The organism is Veillonella parvula (genome assembly GCF_042850485.1).
In the GTDB taxonomy this organism is placed as follows: Bacteria; Bacillota; Negativicutes; order Veillonellales; family Veillonellaceae; genus Veillonella; species Veillonella parvula_Q.
In genome coordinates, this window is record NZ_AP031417.1 from 1,673,088 (window position 1) to 1,699,683 (window position 26,596).

General features: G+C 41.3%; 40 protein-coding genes and 9 tRNA genes. 2 read left to right on the plus strand and 47 right to left on the minus strand.

The genetic code is table 11. From position 1 onward, the window contains the following. Positions 1-146: 146 nt before the first annotated feature. Together ACGHIY_RS07580 and ACGHIY_RS07585 are read left to right on the plus strand one after the other, a co-directional pair. Positions 147-1,046, plus strand: a complete 900-nt coding sequence (locus ACGHIY_RS07580; RefSeq protein ID WP_390525455.1) for a LysR family transcriptional regulator — start codon at positions 147-149, stop codon at positions 1,044-1,046. A 222-nt stretch (positions 1,047-1,268) separates the two neighbouring features. Next, positions 1,269-1,592 (plus strand): YnfA family protein, encoded by a 324-nt coding sequence (locus ACGHIY_RS07585; protein ID WP_008602538.1) that lies wholly within the window; start codon positions 1,269-1,271, stop codon positions 1,590-1,592. Positions 1,593-1,636: 44 nt separating this feature from the next. On the opposite strand, the gene ACGHIY_RS07590 is transcribed toward ACGHIY_RS07585, so the two are convergent. The 47 genes from ACGHIY_RS07590 to rplC all read right to left on the minus strand — a co-directional run bounded on the left by ACGHIY_RS07590 (position 1,637) and on the right by rplC (position 26,589). Next, a tRNA-Val gene (locus ACGHIY_RS07590) sits at positions 1,637-1,712 on the minus strand. Positions 1,713-1,715: 3 nt separating this feature from the next. Further along, positions 1,716-1,790: transfer RNA gene (locus ACGHIY_RS07595), tRNA-Glu, on the minus strand. Positions 1,791-1,798: 8 nt separating this feature from the next. Continuing rightward, positions 1,799-1,874, minus strand: a tRNA-Asn gene (locus ACGHIY_RS07600). A gap of 7 nt (positions 1,875-1,881) precedes the next feature. After that, a tRNA-Gly gene (locus ACGHIY_RS07605) sits at positions 1,882-1,956 on the minus strand. A 3-nt stretch (positions 1,957-1,959) separates the two neighbouring features. Further along, positions 1,960-2,035 (minus strand) — tRNA-Val (locus ACGHIY_RS07610). Between the two features lie 5 nt (positions 2,036-2,040). After that, positions 2,041-2,115, minus strand: a tRNA-Glu gene (locus ACGHIY_RS07615). A gap of 5 nt (positions 2,116-2,120) precedes the next feature. Then, positions 2,121-2,196: transfer RNA gene (locus ACGHIY_RS07620), tRNA-Lys, on the minus strand. 3 nt (positions 2,197-2,199) lie between these two features. Continuing rightward, positions 2,200-2,275: transfer RNA gene (locus ACGHIY_RS07625), tRNA-Asn, on the minus strand. Positions 2,276-2,280: 5 nt separating this feature from the next. Further along, positions 2,281-2,355: transfer RNA gene (locus tag ACGHIY_RS07630), tRNA-Gly, on the minus strand. 198 nt (positions 2,356-2,553) lie between these two features. Continuing rightward, entirely contained in the window at positions 2,554-3,672 is a 1,119-nt protein-coding gene (locus ACGHIY_RS07635) for a nicotinate-nucleotide--dimethylbenzimidazole phosphoribosyltransferase (protein WP_390525456.1), read from the minus strand. Continuing rightward, on the minus strand, positions 3,669-4,706 hold the full coding sequence (locus tag ACGHIY_RS07640) for a nicotinate-nucleotide--dimethylbenzimidazole phosphoribosyltransferase (protein ID WP_008602535.1): 1,038 nt from the start codon (positions 4,704-4,706) through the stop codon (positions 3,669-3,671). Before ACGHIY_RS07640 ends, ACGHIY_RS07635 begins: the two co-directional genes overlap by 4 nt. 123 nt (positions 4,707-4,829) lie before the next feature. Continuing rightward, positions 4,830-5,717 (minus strand): prephenate dehydrogenase/arogenate dehydrogenase family protein, encoded by an 888-nt coding sequence (locus ACGHIY_RS07645; protein WP_008602533.1) that lies wholly within the window; start codon positions 5,715-5,717, stop codon positions 4,830-4,832. Positions 5,718-5,970: 253 nt separating this feature from the next. Next, complete coding sequence (locus tag ACGHIY_RS07650; RefSeq protein ID WP_004698097.1) at positions 5,971-6,843, minus strand: 2-oxoacid:ferredoxin oxidoreductase subunit beta; 873 nt, start codon at positions 6,841-6,843, stop codon at positions 5,971-5,973. Position 6,844: 1 nt separating this feature from the next. Continuing rightward, a complete protein-coding gene (locus tag ACGHIY_RS07655; RefSeq protein WP_004698101.1) occupies positions 6,845-8,596 on the minus strand; it encodes a 2-oxoacid:acceptor oxidoreductase subunit alpha in 1,752 nt (583 codons plus the stop codon). A gap of 296 nt (positions 8,597-8,892) precedes the next feature. Next, positions 8,893-9,678 (minus strand): tRNA pseudouridine(38-40) synthase TruA, encoded by a 786-nt coding sequence (truA, locus tag ACGHIY_RS07660; RefSeq protein WP_004698095.1) that lies wholly within the window; start codon positions 9,676-9,678, stop codon positions 8,893-8,895. Further along, on the minus strand, positions 9,675-10,478 hold the full coding sequence (locus ACGHIY_RS07665; protein ID WP_004698096.1) for an energy-coupling factor transporter transmembrane protein EcfT: 804 nt from the start codon (positions 10,476-10,478) through the stop codon (positions 9,675-9,677). The genes truA and ACGHIY_RS07665 overlap by 4 nt, the downstream gene beginning before the upstream one ends. Then, complete coding sequence (locus ACGHIY_RS07670) at positions 10,468-11,328, minus strand: energy-coupling factor transporter ATPase (protein ID WP_004698099.1); 861 nt, start codon at positions 11,326-11,328, stop codon at positions 10,468-10,470. Before ACGHIY_RS07670 ends, ACGHIY_RS07665 begins: the two co-directional genes overlap by 11 nt. After that, complete coding sequence (locus ACGHIY_RS07675) at positions 11,328-12,236, minus strand: energy-coupling factor transporter ATPase (RefSeq protein ID WP_004695158.1); 909 nt, start codon at positions 12,234-12,236, stop codon at positions 11,328-11,330. Before ACGHIY_RS07675 ends, ACGHIY_RS07670 begins: the two co-directional genes overlap by 1 nt. Before the next feature lie 284 nt (positions 12,237-12,520). Then, a complete protein-coding gene (gene rplQ / locus ACGHIY_RS07680) occupies positions 12,521-12,856 on the minus strand; it encodes a 50S ribosomal protein L17 (RefSeq protein ID WP_004695155.1) in 336 nt (111 codons plus the stop codon). Between the two features lie 12 nt (positions 12,857-12,868). Next, positions 12,869-13,873: a DNA-directed RNA polymerase subunit alpha gene (locus tag ACGHIY_RS07685; RefSeq protein WP_004695153.1), complete on the minus strand. Its 1,005-nt coding sequence runs from the start codon at positions 13,871-13,873 to the stop codon at positions 12,869-12,871. 70 nt (positions 13,874-13,943) lie between these two features. Continuing rightward, positions 13,944-14,333 (minus strand): 30S ribosomal protein S11, encoded by a 390-nt coding sequence (rpsK, locus tag ACGHIY_RS07690; protein ID WP_004695151.1) that lies wholly within the window; start codon positions 14,331-14,333, stop codon positions 13,944-13,946. 19 nt (positions 14,334-14,352) lie between these two features. Beyond that, positions 14,353-14,721, minus strand: a complete 369-nt coding sequence (gene rpsM, locus ACGHIY_RS07695) for a 30S ribosomal protein S13 (RefSeq protein ID WP_004695149.1) — start codon at positions 14,719-14,721, stop codon at positions 14,353-14,355. A gap of 23 nt (positions 14,722-14,744) precedes the next feature. After that, positions 14,745-14,858, minus strand: a complete 114-nt coding sequence (rpmJ, locus tag ACGHIY_RS07700) for a 50S ribosomal protein L36 (RefSeq protein WP_004695148.1) — start codon at positions 14,856-14,858, stop codon at positions 14,745-14,747. 26 nt (positions 14,859-14,884) lie between these two features. Next, the gene (gene infA / locus ACGHIY_RS07705; RefSeq protein ID WP_004695147.1) at positions 14,885-15,103 is read right to left on the minus strand and encodes a translation initiation factor IF-1; all 219 of its coding nucleotides are present in this window, start codon (positions 15,101-15,103) and stop codon (positions 14,885-14,887) included. 22 nt (positions 15,104-15,125) lie between these two features. Next, complete coding sequence (gene map / locus ACGHIY_RS07710; RefSeq protein ID WP_004695146.1) at positions 15,126-15,896, minus strand: type I methionyl aminopeptidase; 771 nt, start codon at positions 15,894-15,896, stop codon at positions 15,126-15,128. A 3-nt stretch (positions 15,897-15,899) separates the two neighbouring features. Continuing rightward, the gene (locus tag ACGHIY_RS07715) at positions 15,900-16,463 is read right to left on the minus strand and encodes an adenylate kinase (RefSeq protein ID WP_004695145.1); all 564 of its coding nucleotides are present in this window, start codon (positions 16,461-16,463) and stop codon (positions 15,900-15,902) included. A 12-nt stretch (positions 16,464-16,475) separates the two neighbouring features. Continuing rightward, positions 16,476-17,738 carry a preprotein translocase subunit SecY gene (secY, locus tag ACGHIY_RS07720; protein WP_004695143.1) on the minus strand — a complete coding sequence of 421 codons (1,263 nt, stop codon included), beginning with the start codon at positions 17,736-17,738 and terminating at the stop codon, positions 16,476-16,478. Position 17,739: 1 nt separating this feature from the next. Next, the gene (rplO, locus tag ACGHIY_RS07725) at positions 17,740-18,186 is read right to left on the minus strand and encodes a 50S ribosomal protein L15 (RefSeq protein ID WP_004695141.1); all 447 of its coding nucleotides are present in this window, start codon (positions 18,184-18,186) and stop codon (positions 17,740-17,742) included. Between the two features lie 22 nt (positions 18,187-18,208). Further along, complete coding sequence (gene rpmD, locus ACGHIY_RS07730) at positions 18,209-18,388, minus strand: 50S ribosomal protein L30 (protein WP_004695138.1); 180 nt, start codon at positions 18,386-18,388, stop codon at positions 18,209-18,211. A 14-nt stretch (positions 18,389-18,402) separates the two neighbouring features. Further along, on the minus strand, positions 18,403-18,906 hold the full coding sequence (rpsE, locus tag ACGHIY_RS07735; protein ID WP_004695136.1) for a 30S ribosomal protein S5: 504 nt from the start codon (positions 18,904-18,906) through the stop codon (positions 18,403-18,405). Between the two features lie 18 nt (positions 18,907-18,924). Further along, positions 18,925-19,305, minus strand: coding sequence for a 50S ribosomal protein L18 (rplR, locus tag ACGHIY_RS07740; protein WP_005385510.1), 381 nt, complete (start codon positions 19,303-19,305; stop codon positions 18,925-18,927). A 17-nt stretch (positions 19,306-19,322) separates the two neighbouring features. Beyond that, positions 19,323-19,868, minus strand: a complete 546-nt coding sequence (gene rplF, locus ACGHIY_RS07745; RefSeq protein WP_004695131.1) for a 50S ribosomal protein L6 — start codon at positions 19,866-19,868, stop codon at positions 19,323-19,325. Positions 19,869-19,892: 24 nt separating this feature from the next. Further along, on the minus strand, positions 19,893-20,279 hold the full coding sequence (rpsH, locus tag ACGHIY_RS07750; RefSeq protein ID WP_004695128.1) for a 30S ribosomal protein S8: 387 nt from the start codon (positions 20,277-20,279) through the stop codon (positions 19,893-19,895). 27 nt (positions 20,280-20,306) lie between these two features. Then, a complete protein-coding gene (gene rpsN, locus ACGHIY_RS07755) occupies positions 20,307-20,576 on the minus strand; it encodes a 30S ribosomal protein S14 (RefSeq protein WP_004695122.1) in 270 nt (89 codons plus the stop codon). Positions 20,577-20,592: 16 nt separating this feature from the next. After that, positions 20,593-21,132: a 50S ribosomal protein L5 gene (gene rplE / locus ACGHIY_RS07760; RefSeq protein ID WP_004695119.1), complete on the minus strand. Its 540-nt coding sequence runs from the start codon at positions 21,130-21,132 to the stop codon at positions 20,593-20,595. A 23-nt stretch (positions 21,133-21,155) separates the two neighbouring features. Further along, positions 21,156-21,476, minus strand: a complete 321-nt coding sequence (gene rplX / locus ACGHIY_RS07765) for a 50S ribosomal protein L24 (RefSeq protein ID WP_004695118.1) — start codon at positions 21,474-21,476, stop codon at positions 21,156-21,158. 18 nt (positions 21,477-21,494) lie between these two features. Then, positions 21,495-21,863 (minus strand): 50S ribosomal protein L14, encoded by a 369-nt coding sequence (rplN, locus tag ACGHIY_RS07770; protein ID WP_004695117.1) that lies wholly within the window; start codon positions 21,861-21,863, stop codon positions 21,495-21,497. Between the two features lie 24 nt (positions 21,864-21,887). Continuing rightward, positions 21,888-22,148 (minus strand): 30S ribosomal protein S17, encoded by a 261-nt coding sequence (gene rpsQ, locus ACGHIY_RS07775; RefSeq protein WP_004695116.1) that lies wholly within the window; start codon positions 22,146-22,148, stop codon positions 21,888-21,890. A gap of 39 nt (positions 22,149-22,187) precedes the next feature. Continuing rightward, on the minus strand, positions 22,188-22,391 hold the full coding sequence (gene rpmC / locus ACGHIY_RS07780; RefSeq protein ID WP_004695115.1) for a 50S ribosomal protein L29: 204 nt from the start codon (positions 22,389-22,391) through the stop codon (positions 22,188-22,190). Further along, positions 22,381-22,818 (minus strand): 50S ribosomal protein L16, encoded by a 438-nt coding sequence (gene rplP, locus ACGHIY_RS07785; protein ID WP_004695114.1) that lies wholly within the window; start codon positions 22,816-22,818, stop codon positions 22,381-22,383. The genes rpmC and rplP overlap by 11 nt, the downstream gene beginning before the upstream one ends. Next, the gene (gene rpsC / locus ACGHIY_RS07790) at positions 22,818-23,486 is read right to left on the minus strand and encodes a 30S ribosomal protein S3 (RefSeq protein WP_004695113.1); all 669 of its coding nucleotides are present in this window, start codon (positions 23,484-23,486) and stop codon (positions 22,818-22,820) included. The genes rplP and rpsC overlap by 1 nt, the downstream gene beginning before the upstream one ends. Before the next feature lie 16 nt (positions 23,487-23,502). Beyond that, positions 23,503-23,838, minus strand: coding sequence for a 50S ribosomal protein L22 (gene rplV / locus ACGHIY_RS07795; RefSeq protein WP_004695112.1), 336 nt, complete (start codon positions 23,836-23,838; stop codon positions 23,503-23,505). A gap of 13 nt (positions 23,839-23,851) precedes the next feature. Next, on the minus strand, positions 23,852-24,133 hold the full coding sequence (rpsS, locus tag ACGHIY_RS07800; RefSeq protein WP_004695110.1) for a 30S ribosomal protein S19: 282 nt from the start codon (positions 24,131-24,133) through the stop codon (positions 23,852-23,854). A 23-nt stretch (positions 24,134-24,156) separates the two neighbouring features. Further along, on the minus strand, positions 24,157-24,987 hold the full coding sequence (gene rplB, locus ACGHIY_RS07805) for a 50S ribosomal protein L2 (protein ID WP_004695109.1): 831 nt from the start codon (positions 24,985-24,987) through the stop codon (positions 24,157-24,159). Between the two features lie 26 nt (positions 24,988-25,013). Continuing rightward, the gene (rplW, locus tag ACGHIY_RS07810; protein ID WP_004695108.1) at positions 25,014-25,298 is read right to left on the minus strand and encodes a 50S ribosomal protein L23; all 285 of its coding nucleotides are present in this window, start codon (positions 25,296-25,298) and stop codon (positions 25,014-25,016) included. Further along, positions 25,298-25,921 carry a 50S ribosomal protein L4 gene (gene rplD, locus ACGHIY_RS07815; RefSeq protein ID WP_004695105.1) on the minus strand — a complete coding sequence of 208 codons (624 nt, stop codon included), beginning with the start codon at positions 25,919-25,921 and terminating at the stop codon, positions 25,298-25,300. Before rplD ends, rplW begins: the two co-directional genes overlap by 1 nt. Positions 25,922-25,947: 26 nt before the next feature. Beyond that, entirely contained in the window at positions 25,948-26,589 is a 642-nt protein-coding gene (gene rplC / locus ACGHIY_RS07820) for a 50S ribosomal protein L3 (RefSeq protein WP_004695102.1), read from the minus strand. Positions 26,590-26,596: the final 7 nt, after the last annotated feature.

Genomic DNA, 26,596 nt, shown 5'->3' on the forward strand with positions numbered 1-26,596 from the left:
TACGATAATACTACTCTCTATATCGATTGTGCATGTTTCATCATATTTTATAGATTTAGATGAAAAATCAATTATAGTATGCTACAATATGAATAAGTAAGGTAATAGGTATCATTGGATTCTTATAACTAAATTGGGGGAATAGCATGAAAGAGTTACCTACAATGCAAGAGCTACAAAGTTTTATTACCTATAATAAAACAGGAAGCTTTACATTAGCAGCACAATCTATGAATATTACACAATCAGCTTTCAGCGCTCAAATGAAAAAATTAGAGCGTTTAGTTGGTGTAAAATTAATCTCCCGTTCTACAAGAGGTAGCCGTTTAACACCAGAAGGTGAGTTATTTCTACCAGAAGCAGAACAAGTTCTCGACACATTGGAACGAGCGATCCAATCCATTCGTTTGTCCAGCAAGGTTGAACGACCAATTCTAAACATTGGCGTATTACGTAGTCTCGGGGATATCCGTCTAAATGGTTACGTATCCCACTTCTTCCAAAACCATCCTGAATTCTCTGTCAGTATTTACGACATGGAGGAAGAAGAATTGATGCTCGACTTGCGCGAAAATCGCATCGACATTGCATTACTCTATTTGCCAAACAATAAGGATATGTCTGCATACGAATCCACTGCACTTAGAGAAGATGAGTTTGTATACTATGCGCCAAACTTAGTGAACGGTATGGAAACGGCTAGTTTGAAAGCTATCCAGCAGCAACCATTGCTCATGTATCCTCCTAAATACTTTATGTACCGCACATTAAAAAACTATGTTGGAAACGGTCAGCAAAACCTACATATCCGCGGTAGTCGCCTGTCCAATCCATATACAATGATTGACTATTGTCAAAAGAATAAATCTGGCTGCATTGTAGCACGTCAAATTTTAAGTTCCTTAAATATCAATGATGGCTTTGTACCTTTAGAAAAACCATTCAAACTTCAAGTGTGTTTCGCATTTAAGAAGAACAATTCTAAAACAGAAACCATGCATACCTTCATGGATTATGTACAAAGCGAATCACCACCACGTTTATAAAAAATAACAAAACCCCGTATACTTTTTTAGGTGTACGGGGTTTTGTTATATTTACAACACGACTCAATTCCATCACTGCTAAAATCTATATTTAAGTAAATTTTCTCTTTCATTCTAAACAGTTAATAGTCTAAGGGTATAAAATAATTGCTCTCTTCTAACTCAGGTTGTAAAATAGAGAATAGATTTCAATTAATACTGCAAGAATACAGTGAGGTTACTATGCTCTTATCTATTCTCTTCTTTATATTGGCAGGACTTGCGGAAATCGGTGGTGGCTATCTCGTATGGCTTTATATGCGCGATGACAAAGGACCGATTTACCTGATCGCAGGTGCATTTATATTATTTTTATACGGTATTATCCCTACCTTTCAACCAGAAGCTAGTTTTGGTAAAGTTTACGCCGCCTATGGCGGTGTATTCATTGCCCTCTCTATTCTCTGGGGATGGCTTGTGGACGGCTTGCGACCAGACATGTATGATATCATCGGTGGTATCGTATGTCTTGTAGGTGTATATATCATCATGTACGCACCGCGATAATTTTACATACTAAAAAACGGCTATCCGAAGATAACCGTTTGCTTTGGTGGACGATGACAGGATCGAACTGCCGACATCCTGCTTGTAAGGCAGGCGCTCTCCCAGCTGAGCTAATCGTCCATGTGGTGACCCGTCCGGGAATCGAACCCGGGATACCGCCGTGAAAGGGCGGTGTCTTAACCGCTTGACCAACGGGCCAATAAAAATGGCTCCTCGAGTAGGACTCGAACCTACGACCGATCGGTTAACAGCCGATTGCTCTACCGACTGAGCTATCGAGGAATGTTTATGGAGCGGGAAACGAGATTCGAACTCGCGACCCCCGCCTTGGCAAGGCGGTGCTCTACCGCTGAGCTATTCCCGCAAATGGTGGACGATGACAGGATCGAACTGCCGACATCCTGCTTGTAAGGCAGGCGCTCTCCCAGCTGAGCTAATCGTCCATATGTGGTGACCCGTCCGGGAATCGAACCCGGGATACCGCCGTGAAAGGGCGGTGTCTTAACCGCTTGACCAACGGGCCAGAAATGGTGACTCACCCGCGACTCGAACGCGGGACACCCTGATTAAAAGTCAGGTGCTCTGCCAACTGAGCTAGTGAGTCAAGTGGCTCCTCGAGTAGGACTCGAACCTACGACCGATCGGTTAACAGCCGATTGCTCTACCGACTGAGCTATCGAGGAATGTATGGAGCGGGAAACGAGATTCGAACTCGCGACCCCCGCCTTGGCAAGGCGGTGCTCTACCGCTGAGCTATTCCCGCATACAGAACCGATAATTACTATAACATAATTATCAATCTGTCGTCAAGGATGAATTAAGTCCATCCTGACTGCCATATAATAATATCAATTTACACATATAGTGTCAATGGTTTTTCCGTAAAGTTCCTTGAAAATATAGCATACAAGAACATCTTTTACCCGAGAAAGGGGGATATACAATCCCCCTTTAAAATAGATTATTCTTTATCCTTTTGTCTACCTTTACCAGCCCCATCTTCAGCCACGCTAACTTCCGCTTCGATGAAGGTCTTCATGTCATTTAGCATATGCATGGATGCATCGATTATAGATAGTCCCATAGTTGAACCTAAGGCTTCATCGATTAGCAGATTATAGTGCAAATAAGGCTTTACCCCTAAGAAACGACATTGTTCCTTATGTATAGGTTCATCATGTATAGGCTCATCATAGACAGCTGATGGGAACACATAGTCCTTAACTAGGGGATCAATGGTAACCGCCGCCAAAATAGCTGCACCAGTTACTACATTATCAAAGACTACAGCCATGCGATGGCTAGCAGCCCCCAAGATGAAGGCCGTTAAAAACGCAATATTTAAACCACCTGCTACATGAAGCAAGTTCAATACCGCATCACGGCGCTCGCTTTCACTCAAAGCAGACCAATCATCAACACCGATATTAAATCGATCTACAAAAGAATGAATATGAGCAGCACGTTGCTCTACTGTAGGTCCATATTCATTATGAACGAGAATATCCTCATACGCACAACCTGTGATCGTCGCCGTCGTGACAAGAGAATCTAGAAAGGCCCTCTCCCCTACGTTACCAATCGCCACCACTTGTAATCCATCAGCATGTAATCTATCTGCATAGGTAAAGCCGAGCTCAAGAGCACGCTCTAATTCCTCACGAGAAATAGCAGGTTCTACGCCAAAGAAATGGGATCCTTTTCGAATCACCTGTTGCTCAATATTTGCTAAATCAGAAGTGTCTTGTTCTAGACCTACATTCACCACGTGTACAACAGCATTTAATTTAGCTGCAGCCCCTTGTGTAGCTGTTCTTCCCTCATTAAAGCGTTTTATGGCAGCATAACTTTCACTACCATGTTGATTATTTTGCGGTCCATCTACCAAGTGATCAGCTGCCACAACGAGCACACCTTGACGCAAATGATTCGGTTTAGGGTCTCCTAAAATTCCTGCAAAACGCTCCGCTATAGTTTCTAACGTAGCCAGGCTATAGATAGGCTTTGTCAAATTATCAATACGGAATCGACATATTTCCATTGCTTGTGTATCTAACGGCTCAACTTTGAAAGTTCTCATTTATTACCTCCTGTAATGGCCATATACATATGCACCGCAAGATCTAGCATCCCCATTTGTATGGACCCACCAGAAGCCTCACCTAAACAAAGGCCTAAATCTACATAGGCTTCAAGGCCTAAATTTTCTAAGGAAGATTTGGCCGCTTTTTCAGCAGATAAATGTGAAGCCATCACATAATCCATCGCTTTTGGAGCCAATGTTTTAGCCACCAATGCACAAGCCGATGTATTAAATCCATCGATAATAACTAACCCATGATTTGCTGCAGCGCCTAAGATAACACCCACAATACAAGCAAATTCAAAACCGCCTACAGAAGATAAAATACCAAGAGCATCATCCTTACTAATATCCTTATATTTTTCTAGCACATCATGAACGATCCGCTGTTTTAGTTTGAGTCGTTCATCGGAAATATTCGTTCCTCGTCCCGTCGCCTCTTCCGCTGTAAGTCCTGCAAACTTAGCGGTCATAAGGGCACTAGCTGTCGTATTCGATATGCCCATTTCGCCTACTAAAAATACATTGAAGCCTTCATCAATTTTTTCTTTTACTAGACGAATCCCTGTTTCGATGCCCTCCACGGCTTGTTCGCGCGTCATGGCGGGCTCTTCTACGAAGTTTTTCGTACCCATCCCAAGTTTATGAATACGAAGGCCTGGAACCCAACTCATATCCGCATCAATGCCCATGTCGATAACTTCCATTTGAGCTCCACAGTAATTCGCTAGAGAATTAGCGCCAGCCCCCTTAGGAATCAGGTAATTTTGTGTCATCCCAACGGTCGTTTCTTTTGGATACGCACTGACGCCCATATCAGCTACGCCATGATCTGCAGAAGCAATAATCATACATGGTTTTGGCACGGTTACCTGCTCTTGATTTGTAGCCGCCCCATATTGAGCCACAACATCTACAAGACTACCATATAGTTCCACCGGCGATTCTGCATTCCAACTATTAAATATATATTGTTCAATCTCTAGGCTGCGACCTGTAATAGCGCCACAAGTTTCTTGTAACAAACTCATAAAAGCTCCCTTAACATAATATATTTACATACTCATATCGATATATAGTATACACGATTCTTGATATATGTCATGTTTTTTCAGTTACATTTACTCTCTTATAGGATACAAAACTACGCCATTTTAATTATCCTTGATTTGACCAGTTAAATACGGTAACTTTCCTCGAATCTCGCGACTTCGTTCAAGATAGCTTTCTAATTCTTGTCCTTCGTCATCTTGTGAAAGTATCACTTTAACATGTTCAATTTCTGATTCAATTTGTGTAAGGCCTTCAATAACATTATGACGATTGCCATAGATAATTTCGCGCCACATCGATGGTAATCCACCAGCCACACGTGTACAGTCTCTAAAGCCCCCTGCGGACAATTTCATACGCAATTCGCCCAATTCATCGCCTCCCGAAACTTGTGTTAAAATAGAGGCCAATAAGTGAGGCATATGACTAACCATAGCCAGATATGCATCATGAGCATAAATATCGACAAACTCGATACGAGACCCTAAGGCACGACCCATGTCAGCTAATTCTTGAGCTACTTCTTCACTATATACATCAGATGCCTTATCTTCTAACACGATCCAGCCCATACCTTTGAATAGGTTTTTATGAGATACTTCATACCCACCCTTTTCGGATCCTGCCATAGGATGGACAGATACGAAAACGGTCCCCTTAGGAATCGATTCATAAACGGCTCGTACAAAGTTTTCCTTCGCACTAGATACATCGGTTACGACTTGCCCCGGTCTAAATAGATGAGCCGTTTCAGTAAAAAGCCGTGCGTTTGTATCAGGTGGCAAGGAGAACACAACGATATCTGAGTTCTTAATCAATGGCTCAACTTCAGTCCACGCAGCTTTTACCACACCATCTTGAATGGCCGCATCACAGACCTCTTGACGACGTGCATAGCCTACTACCTCATAATCTGTATATTCCTTTAGAGCCTTTGCCAAGGATCCACCTAATAAACCTAAGCCAATAATACCCACGGTCTTACTCATATAAACCTACTTTCATAAACTATCTAGGAATGTATATGCTCTCATATAATGCTACATATAATTTATCAAGCTAATCTCTTTTTCGTATGCTTTCATAAAAACCTCAACAATGAATATCATACAGCGTTTTTATTATAACATGTTCATAACCACATGGGATAAAATTATAAACATATAACATACAAAAAACGTGCCACCCAAAGGTGACACGTTTTTTTAGTCAGCATCCTACCTAAGGAGTACGATGCTAATATTATTTAAATTGATTGCAAAGACTATCAAATAATGCTTGGTCAGGTTTAACCACATCTTCAGTCAATGGACGAGGATGTGGACCACCATTTGCAGCAGCCAATGCTTTTTCAAAGGAAGGTTTAGATGTATTTTGATAGATAAGGCCTGTAACCAAGCCATCAGTATCACCCAAAGTTTTAAGCGCTGTTGCACGATCTGTTGGGTCATACCCTTCAGGCAATGCTACTAAATGTTCTTTGAACCAATCATAACTATTGCGTTTGTTGTATGTAACACATGGGCTAAATACATTGATGAAGGAGAAGCCCTCATGATCCATAGCTTGTTGAATCAAATCAACGAGCTCTTTACGATTCACCATATAGCTTTGCGCTACAAATGTAGCACCTGCAGCAATCGCAGTTTCACAAACGGACAATGGAGACTCAAACGCACCATGAGGAGTTGTTTTTGTAACAAAACCGATATCAGAACGAGGGGATGCTTGACCTTTAGTCAAACCATATACATGGTTATCCATTACTACGTATGTCATGTTTACATTACGTTTGAAAGCATGAATGGTGTGACCCATACCGATAGCAAAGGCATCACCGTCACCAGAAAATGCAATAACTTCAAGGTCTTGGTTAGCAAGTTTAACGCCTTGCGCATAAGGAAGCGCACGGCCATGAGTTGTATGTGCACCATAAGCGTAGAAATAGCCACCGATACGGCTAGAACAACCGATACCGGAAATTACGGCTAATTTTTCTGGTGGAATATTTTTCGCTACTACAGCGTCAGTAATCGCCGCTTGAACCCCATAATGGCCACAGCCTGGACACCAGTTAGGACGAATATCATTTCTGTAATCTTTAGCTGTTGTCATATTATAGGACCTCCTTAATCGCATTTTTCACATAACTTTTTGTGAATGGATTACCATCGTATTTCAAGCAGCTAGAAATCTTATGTTTCTTATGCATGTTGATTTTAAATAAGTTAGCCAATTGACCAGTTTTATTGTGTTCTACGATAACTACTTTTTTCGCAGCATCAAAGAACGGTTGTAATTGCTTTGCTGGGAATGGTTTAATTAGGCGCAATTGTAAGTGGTTAACTTTAACGCCTTCTTGATCGAATTCAGCAACGGCTTCTTCAATAGCACCACGGCTAGAAGCCATACCTACAACGAGCACATCTGCTTCGTCGTATTTAGCATTGTTCAAGAATGGTTCATAGTTATCAGCTACAGTTTCCAATTTGCGGAACCGTTTATCAGTTTGCGCTACGTGCATTGTAGGCGCTTCTGCTGGTTTACCTTCTTCATTATGCTCTAAACCTGTGGAAAGGAATAGACCATTTTTCATGCCCGGAATTGTACGCGGAGAAATGCCATCTTCAGTCAATTCAAAGCGTTTGAAGTAGTTAGGTTGTACCAATTCAGGAAGTTCAGCTTCTTTCATCATTTTACCGCGATTAATAGGTACACGGTTCAAATCGAAGGAAGGAACGGATTGTTTATTCAAACCTTGTTGTAAGTCAGGCATAAAGATAACTGGACATTGGTACATTTCTGCCAAGTTGAAAGCTTTTTGAATTTCATAGAAACATTCTTCGATAGATGTTGGAGAAATTACGATACCAGAATAGTCACCATGTGCATTGTAGCAAGCTGCATCAATATCGGATTGTTCAACTTTTGTAGCCATACCAGTGGATGGGCCAGAACGTTGAACGTCGATAACAACCATTGGCAATTCAGCCATAGAAGCCATGGACAAGGATTCTGCCATCAAGGAAAGACCTGGGCCAGAAGTACACGTGAAGCCACGAACACCTGCGTATACACCACCCATAGCTGTCATACATGCTGCGATTTCATCTTCTGTTTGAACAACAGTTGAGCCCAACTTATCCATAGTTTTAATCATGTATTCCATAACTTCGGATGCTGGCGTAATAGGATATGAGGCCATAAAACGGGAACCCGCAGCAATAGCACCAAGAGCACATGCTTCGTTACCTAATAAGAACATTTGATCTTTCTTACCAGGCGCTGGCAATGTATCGATTTCAACATCGCCTAATTTTTCCATTACAAGGCTATGACCATCATCGAAAGCAGCCAAGTTTTTATCAATAATCTCTTGGGATTTCTTTGCAAATTTCTCAGTAATAGCATCTTTAAACATCTTAGTATCAAAGCCAAGAAGCGCTACGGACATCCCAAGTGCTACGATATTACGCATCAACAAGGAGCCTTGTTTCATTGCTGTTTCAGAGATAGGCAAAGATAAGCAATTAATCTTTGTACCTTCAAATTTAGAAAAGTCTGGATTAACTTTGCTATCACAGATGATATATCCACCATCGCGTACTTCGGAACCGTGCATATCAACGGTTTCTTGATCAAGGGAAAGCAAGAAGTCTACCCCTTCACCAATGGACATAATTTGTTCCAATGCTACGCGCAATGCGAATGTAGTATGACCACCTTTGATGCGAGATGCAAATAAACGTTGGCTATACAAAGAGTAGCCTTCTTTAGCAAGGATTGTGGCCATAATTTCGCCGCAACTCTCAATACCTTCACCTTGTTGGCCGCCCATTTTCCAGATAAAATCTTTACGTTTTTGCAAGAGATTCACCCTCCTTAGGATAAAAATTACACTGCTGACAAGAGTCTACCTTACTATGTTAATGTTTTATAGTACGAACCTGTCTTATATCGTCATTGTATCATGTATATTTTAGGTTTACAATGTATCATTTCACATAATAATAGGTATAAATTAAGGTATTATAACTAAAAATTATAAGAAAAAAAAGATACTACTTTTGAAGTAGTATCCTTTTAGTATTTATGCTCAACGTTTTATACTTTCACATCAAAAAAAGAGTCTATATAAAATTATATAGAATATTTATTCTCGAATCATCTAAAATATTTATTCCGTAATACCTCTTGTTGTCGCTCTTCAGTAAAGAATATTTCTTCTAAACATAAGCCTTGAGCAGGTGCAGTTTTCCCTATAGCACGCCGGTCTTTAGCGGCTAAATATCCTTTAATAGCCTCAACCTTGCGACGACCAAGACCTATATCTACAAGTAAACCTGCAATATTGCGGACCATATGATATAAAAAACCATCACCAATCACAGAAATCGTCACCTGTGAACCTCGGGCCTCAACACGAATTCCCATAATTGTCTTTACAGGATCCGCCGGAGTTGAGTTCGTTCCCTTTAGGGTTGTAAAGTCATGCGTACCTACTAGTTCATTACCTGCAGCCTGCATACGAGCAATATTTAAGGGCTTTTTCACATGCCAATGATATCGCTGCGTCAAAGGATCTGCAATAAGCTGATTATGAATCGTATATACATACTCTTTACCGTATATATTCCACCGTGGCTTCCAATCTAGCGGAATTTCTACCGCTTCTAGAACGACTATATCCTTAGGAATATGAGCTATCATAGCACGAGGAATATTTTCTACTGGTATAGTCCCCGACGTTTGAAATGTACAAACTTGAAATTTAGCATGTACACCTGCATCCGTACGAGAGGCACCATAAATTTGAATGGGTTCATTACAAATACGTGATAAACCATATTCCAAACAACCTTGTACCGTTAACCCCTTATCATTAGGTTGCTTTTGATAACCTGCTAAATCTGTACCATCATAAGCCACTATGATTCGTATATTTCTCATAGGCCAAGCCACCATAATGCAATAAGTATAATCGTAATCAAGACAACAGCACCGACGCCAATATAATCGACATAGGTAACTTGTAATTCTTTCATACGTGTACGATTGACGCCACCTCTATAACAACGCGCTTCCATAGCGATAGCTAATTCATCGGCCCGTCGAAACGCACTAATAAATAATGGCACTAAAAGAGGCACCATATTTTTTGCGCGTTGAATGATAGAGCCTGTCACAAAGTCTGCCCCACGAGCAGATTGTGCTTTCATAATACGATCCGTCTCGTCCAATAAGGTAGGGATGAAACGCAGCGCAATAGTCATCATCATAGCCAGCTCATGAGCAGGAACACCTATGTGACGAAACGGATTGAGCAAGTGCTCGATACCATCAGTTAAGCGAATTGGTGATGTGGTATAGGTCAACAAAGAAGAAAACAAGATTAAGAAGATTAAGCGTGCCGCCATTTGAAGGCCCATTGCCACGCCATGGTCGGTAATATTGATAATCCCCCATTGAAAAATTGGATTGCCTGGTGTCGTAAAAATATGAATCCCCATAGTAAATACGATGATAATCCAAAGCGGTTTAATAGCAGACCACATCAGACGTAACGGCAAACGTGATAACAACATTGCAAAGATGGTGAACCCACCTACAACGCCATATGCCAATGGAGAATTCGCCAAGAATATGGCTACAACGAATATGGTAGTAGCAATAATCTTTGCGCGTGGATCCATGCGATGCAAGAAAGAGTTTCCTGGGAAGTATTGACCAATAGTAATATTATTTAACATGGTTACCTCCTTCGAGAATTGCTTGTACCGCATCATCTACAGATAGTACGCGATTAGACACATCAAGACCTTGTTCGCGCAAATATTCCATGGTAACAGACACTGGCGGTACATCTACACCGACGGCCTGTAATTCATCACGATGATTATTAAAGATGTCCATCGGTTCACCATCGAGAACGATACGCCCTTTATCGAGTACCACAAGACGAGAAGCCATGCGAGAAATATCTTCCATATTGTGAGATACAAGAATTACAGTGATCCCCTTTTTTTTATGAAGTCGAATGATTTCTTCAAAGATTTCTTCCCGTCCAAATGGATCAAGACCAGCAGATGGTTCATCGAGCACGAGAAAATCTGGGTCCATAGCCACTACGCCAGCAATAGCCACGCGGCGCATTTGACCGCCAGATAAATGGAAGGGAGAACGTTCTGCATATGTGTCATAATCGAGCCCTACGAACTTCATCGCATCTCGCACACGCTCGTCTACGTCATCAGCACTAAGCCCTAAATTTTTAGGACCAAAGGCGATATCTTGAGCGATGGTTTCTTCAAACAATTGATGCTCTGGATACTGGAATACCATCCCCACCTTATGACGCATTTTTTTAGCTTCCTCTGTGGAGGCGCTAATATCTACACCATTGACAGTAACTGTACCAGTTGTAGGATGTAATAGCCCATTTAGATGTTGTACAAAGGTGGATTTACCGGAACCAGTATGACCGATAACACCTAGAAACTCCCCATTTTCAATGGTAAGTGATACACCACGAAGCGCAGTTTTTTCAAAAGGGGTACCCATGCCGTAGGTATATGTAATATTATCTAACACAATCGCCATTAATGGGTTCCCTCCCCTCTTGGAGCATCTGTTGAGTGTATAGCGGATAATTGCTTGCCTAACTTTGAGCCTTTAAGCCCCTTTGCTAACTCTTCATTATTAATGATACTCTTACCCACTTCATAACCTTTAGCATTCAATTTGAAAGCAATCTCAGAGGCTACCGGTACATCGAGGCCCAGCCCTTTTAAAGTATCTACATGGCTAAAAATTTCACGAGGCGTACCATCATGTAATTTCACACCATTTTTCATAACCACAACTCGGTCTGCCGTAACAGCTTCCTCCATGAAGTGCGTAATATATACAATCGTAATGCCCTCTTCCTTATTGAGCTTGTGAACTGTTTCAAGCACTTCGCGGCGACCTTTTGGATCGAGCATCGCTGTTGGTTCATCAAGAACGATGCAATCAGGCTTCATCGCTAATACACCTGCGATAGCAATACGTTGTTTTTGTCCGCCCGATAATAAATGGGGACCATGTTCTCTATATTCAGTCATATTAACAGCAGCTAACGCTGCATCGACACGTTGTCTAATTTCTGCACTAGGAATACCTAAGTTTTCTGGACCAAAGGCAACGTCCTCCTCTACAACGGCCGCTACGATTTGGTTATCAGGATTTTGGAATACCATTCCTACATGTTGGCGAATATTCCAAATATGCGCTTCATCCCGCGTATCAAAGCCACATACATTGATATGACCTTCACTAGGTTGTAATAACACATTAAAATGCTTGGCAAGCGTACTTTTACCACTGCCATTAGTGCCAATGATACAAACAAATTCACCACGCTTAATGGATAGATTCACATCATCCAAGGCACGTACATCATTGCCGTTTTCATCAGTATAAATATGACTCATATGATTGACCTCAATCATAATGTCTTGTTCATTCATGGATAACCTCATATCTTTCTAGTCAATTTCGTTTCTATGAAAGTAGAACCATTTGCATCATCTATCATACTCATGTTGTGCATAATCCCCATATTTCAATTTATCCTATTTAATAGAACTTGAATTTAATAATGTCTTAGATATTATGCAAAAGGTTGACAATACATATTCATCCTTTACGATAACTGCTAACATATTACGATATTATACTAGTCGATTGTACCATAAAATTGACAATAAAAAAACGGTGCTGCAACATAAGTTACAACACCGTATGAGTTTGATTAAACTAACTCGATAATAGCCAAAGGTGCAGCGTCACCTTTGCGAAGACCAGTTTTGATTACACGAGTGTAACCGCCTTGACGGTCTGCATATTTTGGAGCAATTGTATCAAACAATTTTTTTACTACACTTTCATCCATGAGGTATGCAAGAACTTGGCGACGTGCATGAAGATCACCACGTTTAGCCAAAGTTACCATTTGATCAGCTAAAGAACGAAGTTCTTTCGCTTTAGCTTCAGTCGTTTCAATACGCTCATATTGGAAGAAAGATGTTAACATGCTACGGAACAACGCTTTACGAGCGGAGCTGTCGCGGCCTAATTTTCTGTACATTCGTCTTCCTCCTTATTCGCCTTTTTGTTTAAGTTGAAAACCACCTGGATGATTATTGAGTTTTTCCTCAATTTCATCGATAGATTTTTTACCTAAGTTGCGAACTTTTCCTAAGTCATCAATGGTTTTGTCTAGCAGGTCTGCAATTGTATTAATGCCAGCACGTTTCAAGCAGTTATACGCACGAACAGAGAGTTCCAACTCATCGATGGAAATCTTTGCTGGGCCGTCATCTACAGCTGGTTCTTCATTATCGGAACCTACTGGATCTATAACGATACCGCCTTCACCAGTGTTTACATCTACAACATCTGCAGAATGCGCTAATTTAGTGAAGTTCCCTAAATAACCAATCATAATGGCAGCAGATTTTGCCACTGCATCAGCAGCAGTAATGGAGCCATCAGTCCAAACTTCTAATGTAAGTTTGTCGAAGTCCATTTCATTGCCTACACGAACATCACTCACTTCGTATTTAGCACGAAGAATTGGAGAGAAGATGGAATCGATTGGAATACAACCAATAACATCAGTATCTTTTTTATTCTTCGTTGAAGGAACATAGCCTTTACCTCGTTCGATTACTACGTCCATTACGAGATGAGCTGTCTCATCCATTGTCGCAATCACGAGTTCAGGATTCAATACTTCTACCTCTGGTGGGAATTGTTCAGCCAAATCAGCAGCTGTCAATATTCCATCCTTTTGGAAGTCAAAATGAACTTCCAAAGGTAATTGTGCTTCTTCTTCAACTTTGATGCACAATTGCTTTAAGTTAAGGATGATATCCGTAACGTCTTCGCGAATACCAGGAATAGTAGAGAATTCATGAAGAACTCCATCAATTTTGATAGAGGTGATAGCTGCCCCATCCAAGGATGAAAGCAAAATTCTGCGTAAGCTATTACCGAGAGTGATACCATAACCACGATCTAATGGTTCACATACGAACTTACCATAACGACCGCCATCGGCGATGTCCACTTTCTCGATTTTAAGTTTCTTTTCTTCGCTCATCAGGAACATCCTCCTATATAACACACGTTCATAGTTAATTATAGCACCGTATCATATCGGTCGCTATAAATTATACACGACGGCGTTTTGGAGGGCGACAACCATTGTGAGGAATTGGAGTTACGTCTTTAATGGAAGTAACTTCAAGACCTGCAGCTTGTAAAGCACGGATTGCAGCTTCACGGCCGGATCCAGGACCTTTTACGAATACTTCAACAGTGCGAAGGCCATGTTCCATTGCAGCTTTAGCAGCTTGTTCAGCAGCCATTTGAGCAGCAAATGGAGTGGATTTACGAGAACCACGGAAGCCCAAGCCACCAGCGGAAGCCCAAGACAACGCATTACCGTTTGTATCTGTCAAAGTTACGATAGTGTTATTGAATGTAGAACGAATATGAGCCGCACCGGATTCAATATGTTTCTTTTCTTTTCTTTTAGTTCTAACAACTTTTTTAGCCACGCTTTATCCCTCCTTTATCTTATTTCTTTTTACCAGCAATTGCTTTTCTAGGACCTTTGCGAGTACGTGCATTCGTTTTAGTACGTTGACCACGAAGTGGTAAACCCATACGATGACGTTTGCCTCGATAGGAGTTGATTTCAATTAAGCGTTTAATGTTAAGAGCTTCTTCACGACGAAGGTCACCTTCTACTTTGTAATCAGCATCTAACAATTCACGGATTTTCGCTACTTCATCTTCAGAAAGATCGCGAACGCGTGTGTCAGGATTGATGCCAGTTTTAGCAATAATTTCAGATGCTAAAGTCGGACCAATACCATAAATATAAGTTAAACCAATTTCCACTCGTTTATCACGAGGTAAATCTACACCGGCGATACGTGCCATCTAATCATCCACCTCCTATCAGATTATCCTTGTTTTTGTTTATGTTTTGGATTTTCGCAAATAACCATTACACGGCCTTTGCGTTTAATGATTTTACATTTTTCGCATATCTTTTTAACTGATGGTTGAACCTTCATTAGTACCTCCTTTGTGGACCCTATGCTTATTTAAAGCGATAGGTGATGCGACCACGATTTAAGTCATACGGTGTCAGTTCCATAGTAACTTTATCACCAGGAAGAATACGGATAAAATTCATACGCATTTTACCTGACACATGAGCCAATACGATATGACCATTTTCCAATTCAACTTGGAACATGGCATTCGGTAATGCCTCAACGACCGTACCTTCCACCTCAATAACGTCTTCTTTTGACATATCTTTTCCTCCGGTTACCTGTTTATTTAATTAACCGCGGTTCTTCCCGCATAGTTAATATTTCAGGGCCGTTTTCTGTAACAACCACTGTATGTTCGAAATGAGCAGCAGGTTTACCATCTACTGTAACTGCTGTCCAGTCATCCCCTAATACACGAACACGGTGAGTACCTAATGTAATCATCGGTTCAATACACAATACCATACCTGGTTTCATAAGAGGTCCTTGATCAGGACTACCATAGTTTGGTATTTGCGGATCTTCATGCATTTCGCGGCCTAAACCATGACCTACGAAGTCGCGTACGACACCGTAACCATGTTTCTCACAATACGTTTGAACAGCGTGACCGATAGCACCAATACGGTTACCGACTTTCACTTGTTCAATTCCCTTGAACAGACTTTCCTCTGTAACTTTTAACAATTTCATCACATCGGGTTTGACGTGACCGATAGGAATCGTCACAGCCGAATCGCCGTGATATCCATCAATAGATGATACGAGATCAATACTGAGGACATCACCGTTTTTAAGCTTACGCTTAGCGCTCGGAATACCATGAACGACTTCTTCGTTAATAGAAGCACAGATTGTAGCGGGGAATCCATAGTACCCTTTACAACTTGGTATACCACCGTGGCTGCGAATATATTCTTCGGCAATTGTATCTAACTCAAGCGTCGTGATGCCAGGTTTAGCCTTTTTTACTAACAAGGACAACGTGTCTGCTGTAAGCTTACTTGCCTTGCGGATACATTCAATCTCATGGGGCGATTTTAAAATAATCATAGATTATTTCTCCAACGCCTTAATGATGTCAGCAAATACTGCGTCTACATCTTGTAAACCATTAATTTCTTGATATAATCCGCTATTGCGATAGTAATCAATTAACGGTTTAGTAGATTCTTCGTACACAGCTAGACGTTTCTGTACTGTTTCAGGGTTATCATCAGCACGATTTTCTAGAACAGCTCGTTCGCTAATACGTTTAACCAATTCCTCGGAAGGAACGTTTAAGTTAAGTACAGCGTCCAAAGAAATTCCTAATTCTTTAAGGATTGCATCCAAGGATACAGCTTGCGCTGTAGTTCTTGGAAATCCATCAAGAATAAATCCAGATTTGCAGTCATCTTTCACCAAGCGATCACGTACGATACCAACAGTTACACTGTCTGGTACCAATTGACCAGCATCGATGTATTTCTTAGCCTCAACTCCAAGAGGTGTTTCGTTCTTAATCGCAGCGCGGAACATATCACCTGTTGAAATTTGGGGAATACCGTATTTTTCAATAAGTCGAGCTGCCTGAGTGCCTTTACCTGCACCAGGAGGTCCCATTAATAAAATATACATATCGTTTCCCTCCTATTTCACAAAGCCTTTATAGTGGCGTGTTACCATGAGCGACTCAATTTGTTGCATTGTATCAAGTGCTACACCTACAACGATAAGAAGAGCCGTACCACCAAAGTATACGCCTTGGACGCCGGTTATACTACCGAGGAAATTCGGTATAATAGCAACGACAGCTAAGAATACAGCGCCAGCCAAAGTGATCTTGGTCATCACGTTATCCACATAATCAGCAGTTGGTTTACCCGCACGAATACCTGGGATAAAACCACCGTATTTTTTCATATTATCTGCCATATCTGTAATGTTGATAGAGATTGCAGTATAGAAATACGTAAAGATAAAGATCAATATCGCATACAATGCCGTTTGTAACGGCGTCCCCCATGTAAATAAATCAGCAGCTTTATGAACAAATTCATTGTCAATAAATTGTGCAATTGTTACAGGGAACATCAACACAGATGACGCAAAGATAATTGGGATTACACCTGCCTGATTGACTTTCAACGGCAAGAATGTAGAGTGACCACCGTACATTTTACGCCCTACTACGCGTTTTGCGTATTGGATAGGAATGCGACGTTGGCCTTGTGTAACTGCCACTACGACAGCGATCATCGCAAGTGCAATTACAGCAAATAAGAATGCTTGGAACATGTTAATGGTTCCGTTTTGGATATATTGATAAATAGTTTCGAGACCATCTGGCAATCGAGCTACGATACCAGCAAAGATGATCAAGGAAATACCATTACCTATACCATATGCTGTGATTTGCTCACCAATCCACATCAACAAACATGTGCCTGCTGTGAGGATGATGGCCACAACGAATACGCTAAGGAAATCATTATTTACCAAAGCGTTGTTTGCTCTAAGAGCAAATGCCATACCAGCGGCTTGTACAAAGCCAAGGACTACGGTGCCATAACGAGTTACCTTCGCTATTTTCTTACGCCCGTCTTCACCATCTTTACTCCATGCTTCAAACTGAGGAACTACAGACTGAAGCAGTTGCATGATGATGGAAGCATTAATGTAAGGGGTAATACTCATCGCAAAGATAGAGAACTTACTTAGCGCACCACCAGCAAACAAGTCTAATAGACCAAATAGGTTACCGGATGTAAACAAGGATTCGATAACAGATGCATCTACACCTGGTACTGGGATGTGAATGCCGGCTCTAAACACAGCAAACATCATCAATGTGTACAAAATCTTGTTACGTAACTCAGTAATCTTAAAGATGTTCGAGAGGCTATCTAGCACCCTAGATCACCTCAACTTTTCCGCCTGCTGCTGTGATTTTTTCTTCAGCAGCTTTAGTGAAGCCATTAGCGATAACAGTCAAGTTTTTAGTTTCCAATGTGCCGTTACCTAAAATACGAATACCATCGCGTACATTTTTCAAAATGCCAGCTTCAATAAGAGCTACTGGATCAACTGTTGCACCATCTTCAAAGCGATTTAATTGTGCTACGTTAACTTCAGCATATTGTTTAGCAAAAACGCTGTTGTTGAAACCGCGTTTTGGTAAACGACGATAAAGAGGCATTTGGCCGCCTTCAAAACCGGAGCGAACGCCACCGCCAGAACGGGAGTTTTGACCTTTTTGACCACGACCAGATGTTTTACCCAAGCCAGAACCTAAACCACGGCCTACACGAGTACGAGTTTTTTTAGAACCAGCTGCTGGTTGTAATTCATGAAGTTTCATTCAGTGCACCTCCTTATCAGTATTAAACTTCTTCAACTTTTACTAAATGTCTAACTTTATGAAGCATACCTTCGATTTGAGGTGTTACTTCTTTTACGACTTGAGAATTAGTTTTTTTCAAGCCCAAAGCTTTAACTGTCGCGCGTTGATCTTCAGGACGACCGATTAAGCTTCTTGTTAATGTTACTTTAACTTGTGCCATTTCTTGTCTCCTTATTACGCGTTATAGATTTCTTCAACGGTTTTACCACGAAGCTCAGCAACTTCGCTAGCGCGTTTCAAATCTTTCAAACCTTCGATTGTAGCGCGAACCATATTGTTAGGGTTAGAAGAGCCCAAAGATTTAGTCAAGATGTTACGAACACCTACTAATTCCAATACGGCACGAACAGGGCCACCAGCGATAACGCCAGTACCTTCAGCAGCTGGTTTCAAGAATACGCGGCCTGCACCGAATACGCCTGTTACGCTGTGAGGGATTGTACCATTTTTAATAGCTACGTTTACAATATTTTTCTTAGCATCATCGATACCTTTGCGAATTGCTTCTGGTACTTCCGCTGCTTTACCTAAGCCAACGCCTACATAACCGTTGCCATCACCAACAACTACAAGAGCGCTGAAGGAAAAACGACGACCGCCTTTAACTACTTTGGCTACGCGGTTGATGAATACTACTCTTTCTTTAAGATCAAGACTGGTGTAGTCAATTCTCGCCATGTCTATAGTTCCTCCTTCTTAGAATTTTAAGCCTGCTTCACGAGCACCTTCTGCAAGGGCTGCTACGCGGCCGTGGTAAATGTAACCACCACGGTCAAACACTACAGTGTCAATGCCTTTAGCGATAGCTTTTTTAGCAACTGCTTCACCAACAGCTTTAGCAGCGGCTACGTTACCACCATAGGATAAGTTCAAATCTTTATCTAAAGAGCTAGCAGCAACCAAAGTTGTACCTGCTACGTCATCGATTACTTGTGCGTAAATGTTGCTCAAAGAACGGTAAACGTTCAAACGTGGGCAAGTTGCCGTACCAGAGATGTGACGGCGAATACGAAGATGACGTTTTGCTCGAGCGATATTTCTACTAGATTTACGAGGCAAGATATTCACTCCTTTCATTCATATAGATGATATTACTATTTACCTTTTGCACCAGCTTTACCAGCTTTGCGACGAACAACTTCGCCTTCATAGCGGATACCTTTACCTTTGTAAGGTTCAGGTTTTCTCCATTTACGGATATCAGCTGCTACTGCACCTACAACTTCTTTGTCTGCACCAGACACAACGATTTTGTTAGGAGCTGGAACGTCGATTGTAATACCAGCTGGAGCTTCCATTTCTACTGGATGAGAGAAGCCAAGTGTAAGAGCTAATTTATTGCCTTGTTTAGCCGCTCTGTAACCAACACCGTTGATTTCAAGAGTTTTTGTAAATCCTTCAGATACGCCTGTTACCATATTAGCAACAAGAGCGCGAGTCAAACCGTGAAGGGAACGATGATTTTTATCGTCGGAAGGACGAGTTACTGTGATTGTGTTACCTTCTACAGTGATATTCATATCTGGATGCAAATCGCGAGATAATTCACCTTTAGGGCCTTTTACGTTCATATGATGGTTATCATATGTAACAGTAACGCCTGCAGGGATCTCGATAGGCATTCTACCGATACGTGACATTATTTCTACCTCCTATTGCTACTATTACCAAACGTATGCGATTACTTCGCCACCAAGACCTTCTTTACGAGCTTGTTTGTCGCTCATAACGCCTTTGGACGTAGAAATAACTGCGATACCCAAACCACCAAGTACACGAGGAAGTTCTTCCTTTTTCGCGTAAACACGTAAACCTGGTTTGGAAATACGTTTAATTCCTGTAATAACTTTCTCGTTATTGGAACCATATTTCAAAGTTACTTTTAAAGTGTTTTCTTCTTTTTCAACGTTCTTTACAAAGCCTTCTTGTAAAAGGATGTCAAGAACGGCTGCTTTCATTCTAGATGCAGGAATGTTTACCGTTTCATGAAGTGCAGCGTTTGCATTACGGATGCGCGTAAGCATATCCGCGATAGGATCGGTCATTACCATAATCTAAAAACCTCCTCTCGTCTAATATTACCAGCTGGCTTTTTTAACACCAGGAATTTGTCCTTTGTACGCCAATTCACGGAACGCAATACGGCTGATACCGAATTTACGCATATAGCCGTGAGGACGACCAGTTAAGTTGCAACGGTTGTGCAAGCGTGTTGGGGATGCATTTGCTGGTAATTTGGATAAGCCTTCATAATCACCTGCTGCTTTTAACGCTTCACGTTTAGCTGCATATTTTTCAACGATTTTAGCGCGTTTCTTTTCGCGTTCAATCATAGATTTTTTAGCCATCTATATGTTCCTCCTATTATTTTTCAAAAGGCATACCGAATTGAGTCAACAATTCACGAGCTTCTTCATCTGTCTTAGCACTTGTTACGATAATGATATCCATACCAGTAACACGTTCTACCTGATCATATTCGATTTCAGGGAAGATGAGCTGTTCTTTAAGACCCAAAGCGTAGTTACCACGGCCATCGAATGCAGTAGCGCTGATACCGCGGAAGTCACGTACACGAGGTAATGCCGCATTGATCAATCTATCAAGGAATTCATACATGCGTTCGCCACGAAGAGTAACTTTTGTACCCAACGCCATGCCTTCACGAACTTTGAAGTTCGCAATGGATTTTTTAGCTTTTGTGATAACAGGTTTTTGACCAGCAATAATAGTCAAGTCATTAACTGCTGCTTCCAATGCTTTTGCATTGCCTACTGCATCACCTACGCCGATGTTGATAACGATTTTTTCCAATTTAGGAATTTCCATTACATTGCCGTATTGGAATTTTTCTTGCATACTCTTTTTGATTTCAGAGTTGTATTGTTCAAACAAACGAGACATTTATGTAGCTCCTCCTTTCCTGATTATTTAAGTACTGTACCGGATTTAACAGTAGCGCGAACGAATTTACCGTCCTTGCCTTCTACCTTTTTGATACGAGTAGCTGTTTTAGTTTCTGGGTCGACAACCATTACGTTAGAAACATGAATGCCAGCTTCTTTAGTAACGATGCCGCCTTGTGGGTTAGCTTGGGAAGGTTTTGTGTGACGTTTTACAGTGTTAACGCCTTCAACAAATACGCGTTCTTTTTTAGGTTCAGTTGCGATAACTGTACCTTGCTTACCTTTATCTTTACCGGAGATAACAACAACTGTATCGCCTTTTTTGATTTGTAGCTTAGCCATATGCTGCGTTCCTCCTTCTTATAATACTTCTGGAGCCAAAGAAACGATTTTCATGAAGTCTTTTTCACGAAGTTCTCTAGCTACAGGTCCAAAGATACGAGTACCACGAGGGGTCTTGTCATCTTTAATAACTACTGCTGCGTTTTCATCGAAACGAATATAGGAACCGTCTTGACGGCGGATACCTTTTTTAGAACGAACAATAACAGCTTTAACTACGTCGCCTTTCTTGACAACGCCACCGGGTGATGCATCTTTTACAGAAGCAACGATTACGTCACCGATATTGCCGAATTTGCGATAAGAACCGCCCATGACTTGGATGCACATAATACGTTTAGCACCAGTGTTGTCGGCAACATTCAAAATTGTTTGTTGCTGGATCATCGTCTATTCCTCCTTACATCACTCTTATTTTTGTCTTTCAAGAATTTCAACAACTCTCCAACATTTATCTTTAGAAAGTGGACGAGTTTCTACAATTTTAACTGTATCGCCAATTTGACACTCATTATTTTCATCATGAGCTTTGAAGCGTTTTGTGCTAACCATTGGCTTGTTATATAATGCGTGAGGTACTTTACGTTCCACAGCAACAACAACAGTTTTGTCCATTTTGTCGCTAACAACTTTACCTACGCGGACTTTACGTACGTTTCTTTCTTCTGCCACGATTTTAAGCCTCCTTTTCAAACTTTAACAAATCTGTTATTATGCGTTTTCAGATTTAAGTTCAACTTCACGTTGTACAGTTTTAATACGAGCGATTGTCTTCTTAACTTCACGAATGCGCATAGGATTTTCTAATTGACCTGTTGCAAGCTGAAAACGGAGGTTAAATAACTCTTCCTTAAGACCGGAAACTTTTTGTTCCATTTCGGCAGCGCTCATATTGCGAATGTCATTAACCTTCATTTACGTCACCACCCAATTCTTTACCCTTAACAACAAATTTGCATTTGATTGGAAGTTTATGGCTTGCAAGACGCATAGCTTCACGAGCTGTAGCTTCTGGCACACCGTCCATTTCAAACATTACACGACCTGGTTTAACCACTGCTACCCAGTATTCAGGAGAACCTTTACCGGAACCCATACGAGTACCAGCTGGTTTAGCTGTGATTGGTTTGTCAGGGAAGATTTTAATCCATACTTTACCACCACGTTTGATATAACGAGTCATAGCAATACGGGCAGCTTCGATTTGACGGTTAGTGATCCAAGATGGTTCGCATGCTACCAAGCCGAACTCACCATGAGACACTGTATTACCGCGCATAGCACGACCTTTCATACGGCCGCGGAATTGCTTACGATGTTTTACGCGCTTTGGAATAAGCATTACTTGCCACCTTCTTCCTTCTTAGCAGGTGCTTGTTTTGCTTCTGGCAAAACTTCACCTTTGTAAATCCATACTTTAATGCCGATACAACCATATGTTGTATGAGCTTCAGCAGTACCGTAGTCGATGTCTGCACGAAGTGTATGCAAAGGAATAGAACCTTCACGATAGGATTCGCTACGAGCGATTTCAGCACCGCCAAGACGACCGCTTACCATGATTTTAATACCTTTTGCACCTAAGCGCATTGTACGACCTACAGCTTGTTTCATTGCACGGCGGAAGCCGATACGACGTTCCAATTGGCCCGCAATGTTTTCAGCAACTAATGTTGCATCCATGTCTGCTTGTTTAATTTCTGCAATGTTAACGTCCACTTGTTTATCAGTGAAACGAGTCATTGCTTTTTTGATATCTTCGATACCAGCACCACCACGACCGATAACCATACCTGGTTTCGCAGTGTGGATAGTCAATTTAATACGTTTATTTGTACGCTCGATTTCAATGCGGGAAATACCAGCAATGAAAAGGGTTTCTTTCAAGAAGTTACGAATTTTTACGTCTTCATGAAGATTAGCAGCGAAATCTTTATCTGCATACCATTTTGCGTCCCAATCTTTTACGATACCGACACGCAAACCGTGTGGATTAACTTTTTGACCCACTCTGTTTCCCTCCTTCTTAAGCTCTTTCTTTAACTACTACTGTTACGTGGCTAGTACGTTTCAAAATTTTGAAAGCTTGACCACGGGAACGAGGATGAATGCGTTTTAATGTAGGGCCTTGATCAACGAAGATCTCGGATACGTAAAGATTGTCAACATTCATATCGAAATTATGTTCAGCGTTTGCGATTGCAGAACGCATAACTTTTTCTACTACATCAGCGCCAACTTTCGGAGTGAACTTCAAGATGGCAAATGCTTCGCCGATGTTTTTACCGCGCACTAAATCTGCAACGATACGGATTTTACGAGGCGCGATTCGGATATGTCTAGCGATTGCTTTTGCTTCCATGTATTATTTCCTCCTATTTTTTGCCTGTAGATTTTTCGTCCTTACCATGACCTCTATAAGTACGTGTAGGAGCGAACTCACCTAATTTATGACCTACCATATCTTCTGTAATGAATACAGGTACATGTTTGCGACCATCATGCACAGCAATTGTGTGGCCTACAAAACTTGGGATAATAGTAGAGGCACGGGACCAGGTTTTTACAACTTTCTTTTCGTTAGTTTCGTTTAAAGCTTCAACTTTCTTAAGCAAATGATCTGCTACGAAAGGGCCTTTTTTAATAGATCTGGACACTATTTTATCTCCTTTCCTTTATCCTATTTTGTACGACGTTTAATAATTAAGCTGTTAGAAGCTTTTTTCTTGTCGCGAGTTTTAACACCATGTGCTGGTTTGCCCCAAGGTGTAACAGGATGTTTACGACCAACAGGAGATTTACCTTCACCACCACCATGTGGATGGTCACAAGGGTTCATTACAACACCACGGTTGCCAGGGCGAACACCCATCCAACGATGACGACCAGCTTTACCAATTACAAGGTTGCTGTGGTCAGCGTTACCAACAACACCAATTGTTGCACGGCACTCTTGACGAACACGACGCATTTCACCAGATGGTAAACGAAGAATAGCGTAGCCATTATCTTTACCCATCAATTGAGCAGATGTACCAGCGGAACGAACGATTTGACCACCTTTACCGATTTTCAATTCGATATTGTGGATTTGTGTACCGTCTGGAATATTAGCCAATGGTAAGCAGTTACCAGGTTTAATATCAGACTCAGGACCGGAGAATACAACGTCACCAACTTTTAGACCGTTAGGAGCTAAAATGTAGCGTTTTTCACCATCAGCGTAGTTAAGCAAAGCGATACGAGAAGAACGGTTAGGATCATACTCAATTGTTGCTACTTTAGCTGGAATATTATCTTTAGTACGTTTGAAGTCAATAATACGGTATTGACGTTTGTGACCGCCACCTTGGTGACGAACTGTCATTTTACCAGTATTGTTACGACCACCTTTTTGAGAAATCTTAGCGAGCAAGGATTTTTCTGGTTTGCTTGCTGTGATTTCGTCGAAGGCGGATACTGTCATAAACCGGCGACCAGCGGAGTACGGTTTAAATGATTTAATTGCCATTAGTGGGCCTCCTTACAACTAGACTCTTAGACACCTTCAAAGAATTCAATGGATTCGCCAGCTTTTAAGGTTACGATAGCTTTTTTATAATCGCTACGTTTACCTTGTGTACGACCCATGCGTTTAGTCTTACCTAAAACACGAATAGTAGCTACTTTTTCTACTTTTACATTGAAGATTTTTTCAACTGCTTGACGGATTTGCACTTTATTTGCAGTCAAAGGCACACGGAAAGTGTATTTGCCTTCTTCCATAAGCATAGTGGATTTTTCGGTAATAACCGGGCGGATTAGTACATCATGTAATTGCATTATCCGAGCACCTCCTCGATTTTTGCGACAGCGCCTTTAGTAATGAAGAGCTTATCGTAATGAAGAAGATCGAAAATGTTCATACCTTCGCAAGCCAAAGCTTTAACACCTTGGATATTACGAGCGGAACGTTCAACATTTACATCACCTTCAGTGATGAACAATACTTTTGCATCACCAACGTTGAAGCTGTTAATAATGTTCAACACTTCTTTTGTTTTAGGAGCTGCTAATGTGATTTCTTCCAAAACGTATAATTCGCTATTATTCACTTTATCGCTAAGAGCAGATTTAACTGCTAAACGTCTAGCCTTACGAGGCATAGCTTTGTAATAGCTGCGAGGTTGTGGACCAAATGTAGTACCACCACCGATCCAGATTGGGGAACGGCTGGAGCCTGCACGAGCACGGCCAGTACCTTTTTGTTTCCAAGGTTTGCGGCCACCGCCACGAACCATACCTCTAGTTTTTGTTGCATGTGTGCCGAGACGTTCGTTAGACAATTGACGAACTACGGCTTGATGCATTACGGCTTCGTTAACTTCAACGCCGAATACTGCATCGTTTAACTGTATTTCACCGACTTTAACGCCGGATTGATTATATGTTGCTACTGTAGGCATTACATAATCCTCCTTTCGACAAATGATTATTTAACAGGTTTAACCGTGTTGCGAACCATAACCAAGCTACCTTTAGCGCCTGGGATACCACCTTTAACCAATAAAAGGTTACGTTCAGCATCAACTTTCACAACGGATAAGCGTTGTACGGTAACTCTGTAACCACCCATTTGTCCAGGGAGTTTTTTACCTTTGTATACCTTACCGCCGCCACCGGAGATCATAGGACCGATGGAACCAGGTTCACGGTGAGATTTAGAACCATGAGTTTCAGGACCACGGGAGAAGTTATGGCGTTTAATTGTGCCAGCAAAACCCTTACCTTTACCTGTACCCACTACGTCCACCAATTCACCTTCTGCGAAGATATCAGCTGCCAGAGTTTGGCCTACTGTGTAGTCAGCTGCATTAGCTACGCGAACTTCGCGAAGATATTTCACTGGAGCTACGCCAGCTTTGTCGAACTGACCTTTTACAGGTTTTGTTAAATGTTTTTCTTTAATGGAACCGTAACCAATTTGTACTGCTTCGTAGCCGTCTGTTTCTACAGTCTTTACGCGCACTACAACGCTTGGGGTAGTTTCCACTACTGTTACAGGAACTAATTGGCCTTCAGCTGTGAAGACTTGTGTCATTCCTAATTTTTTACCCAAAATAGCTTTAGACATTATCGCA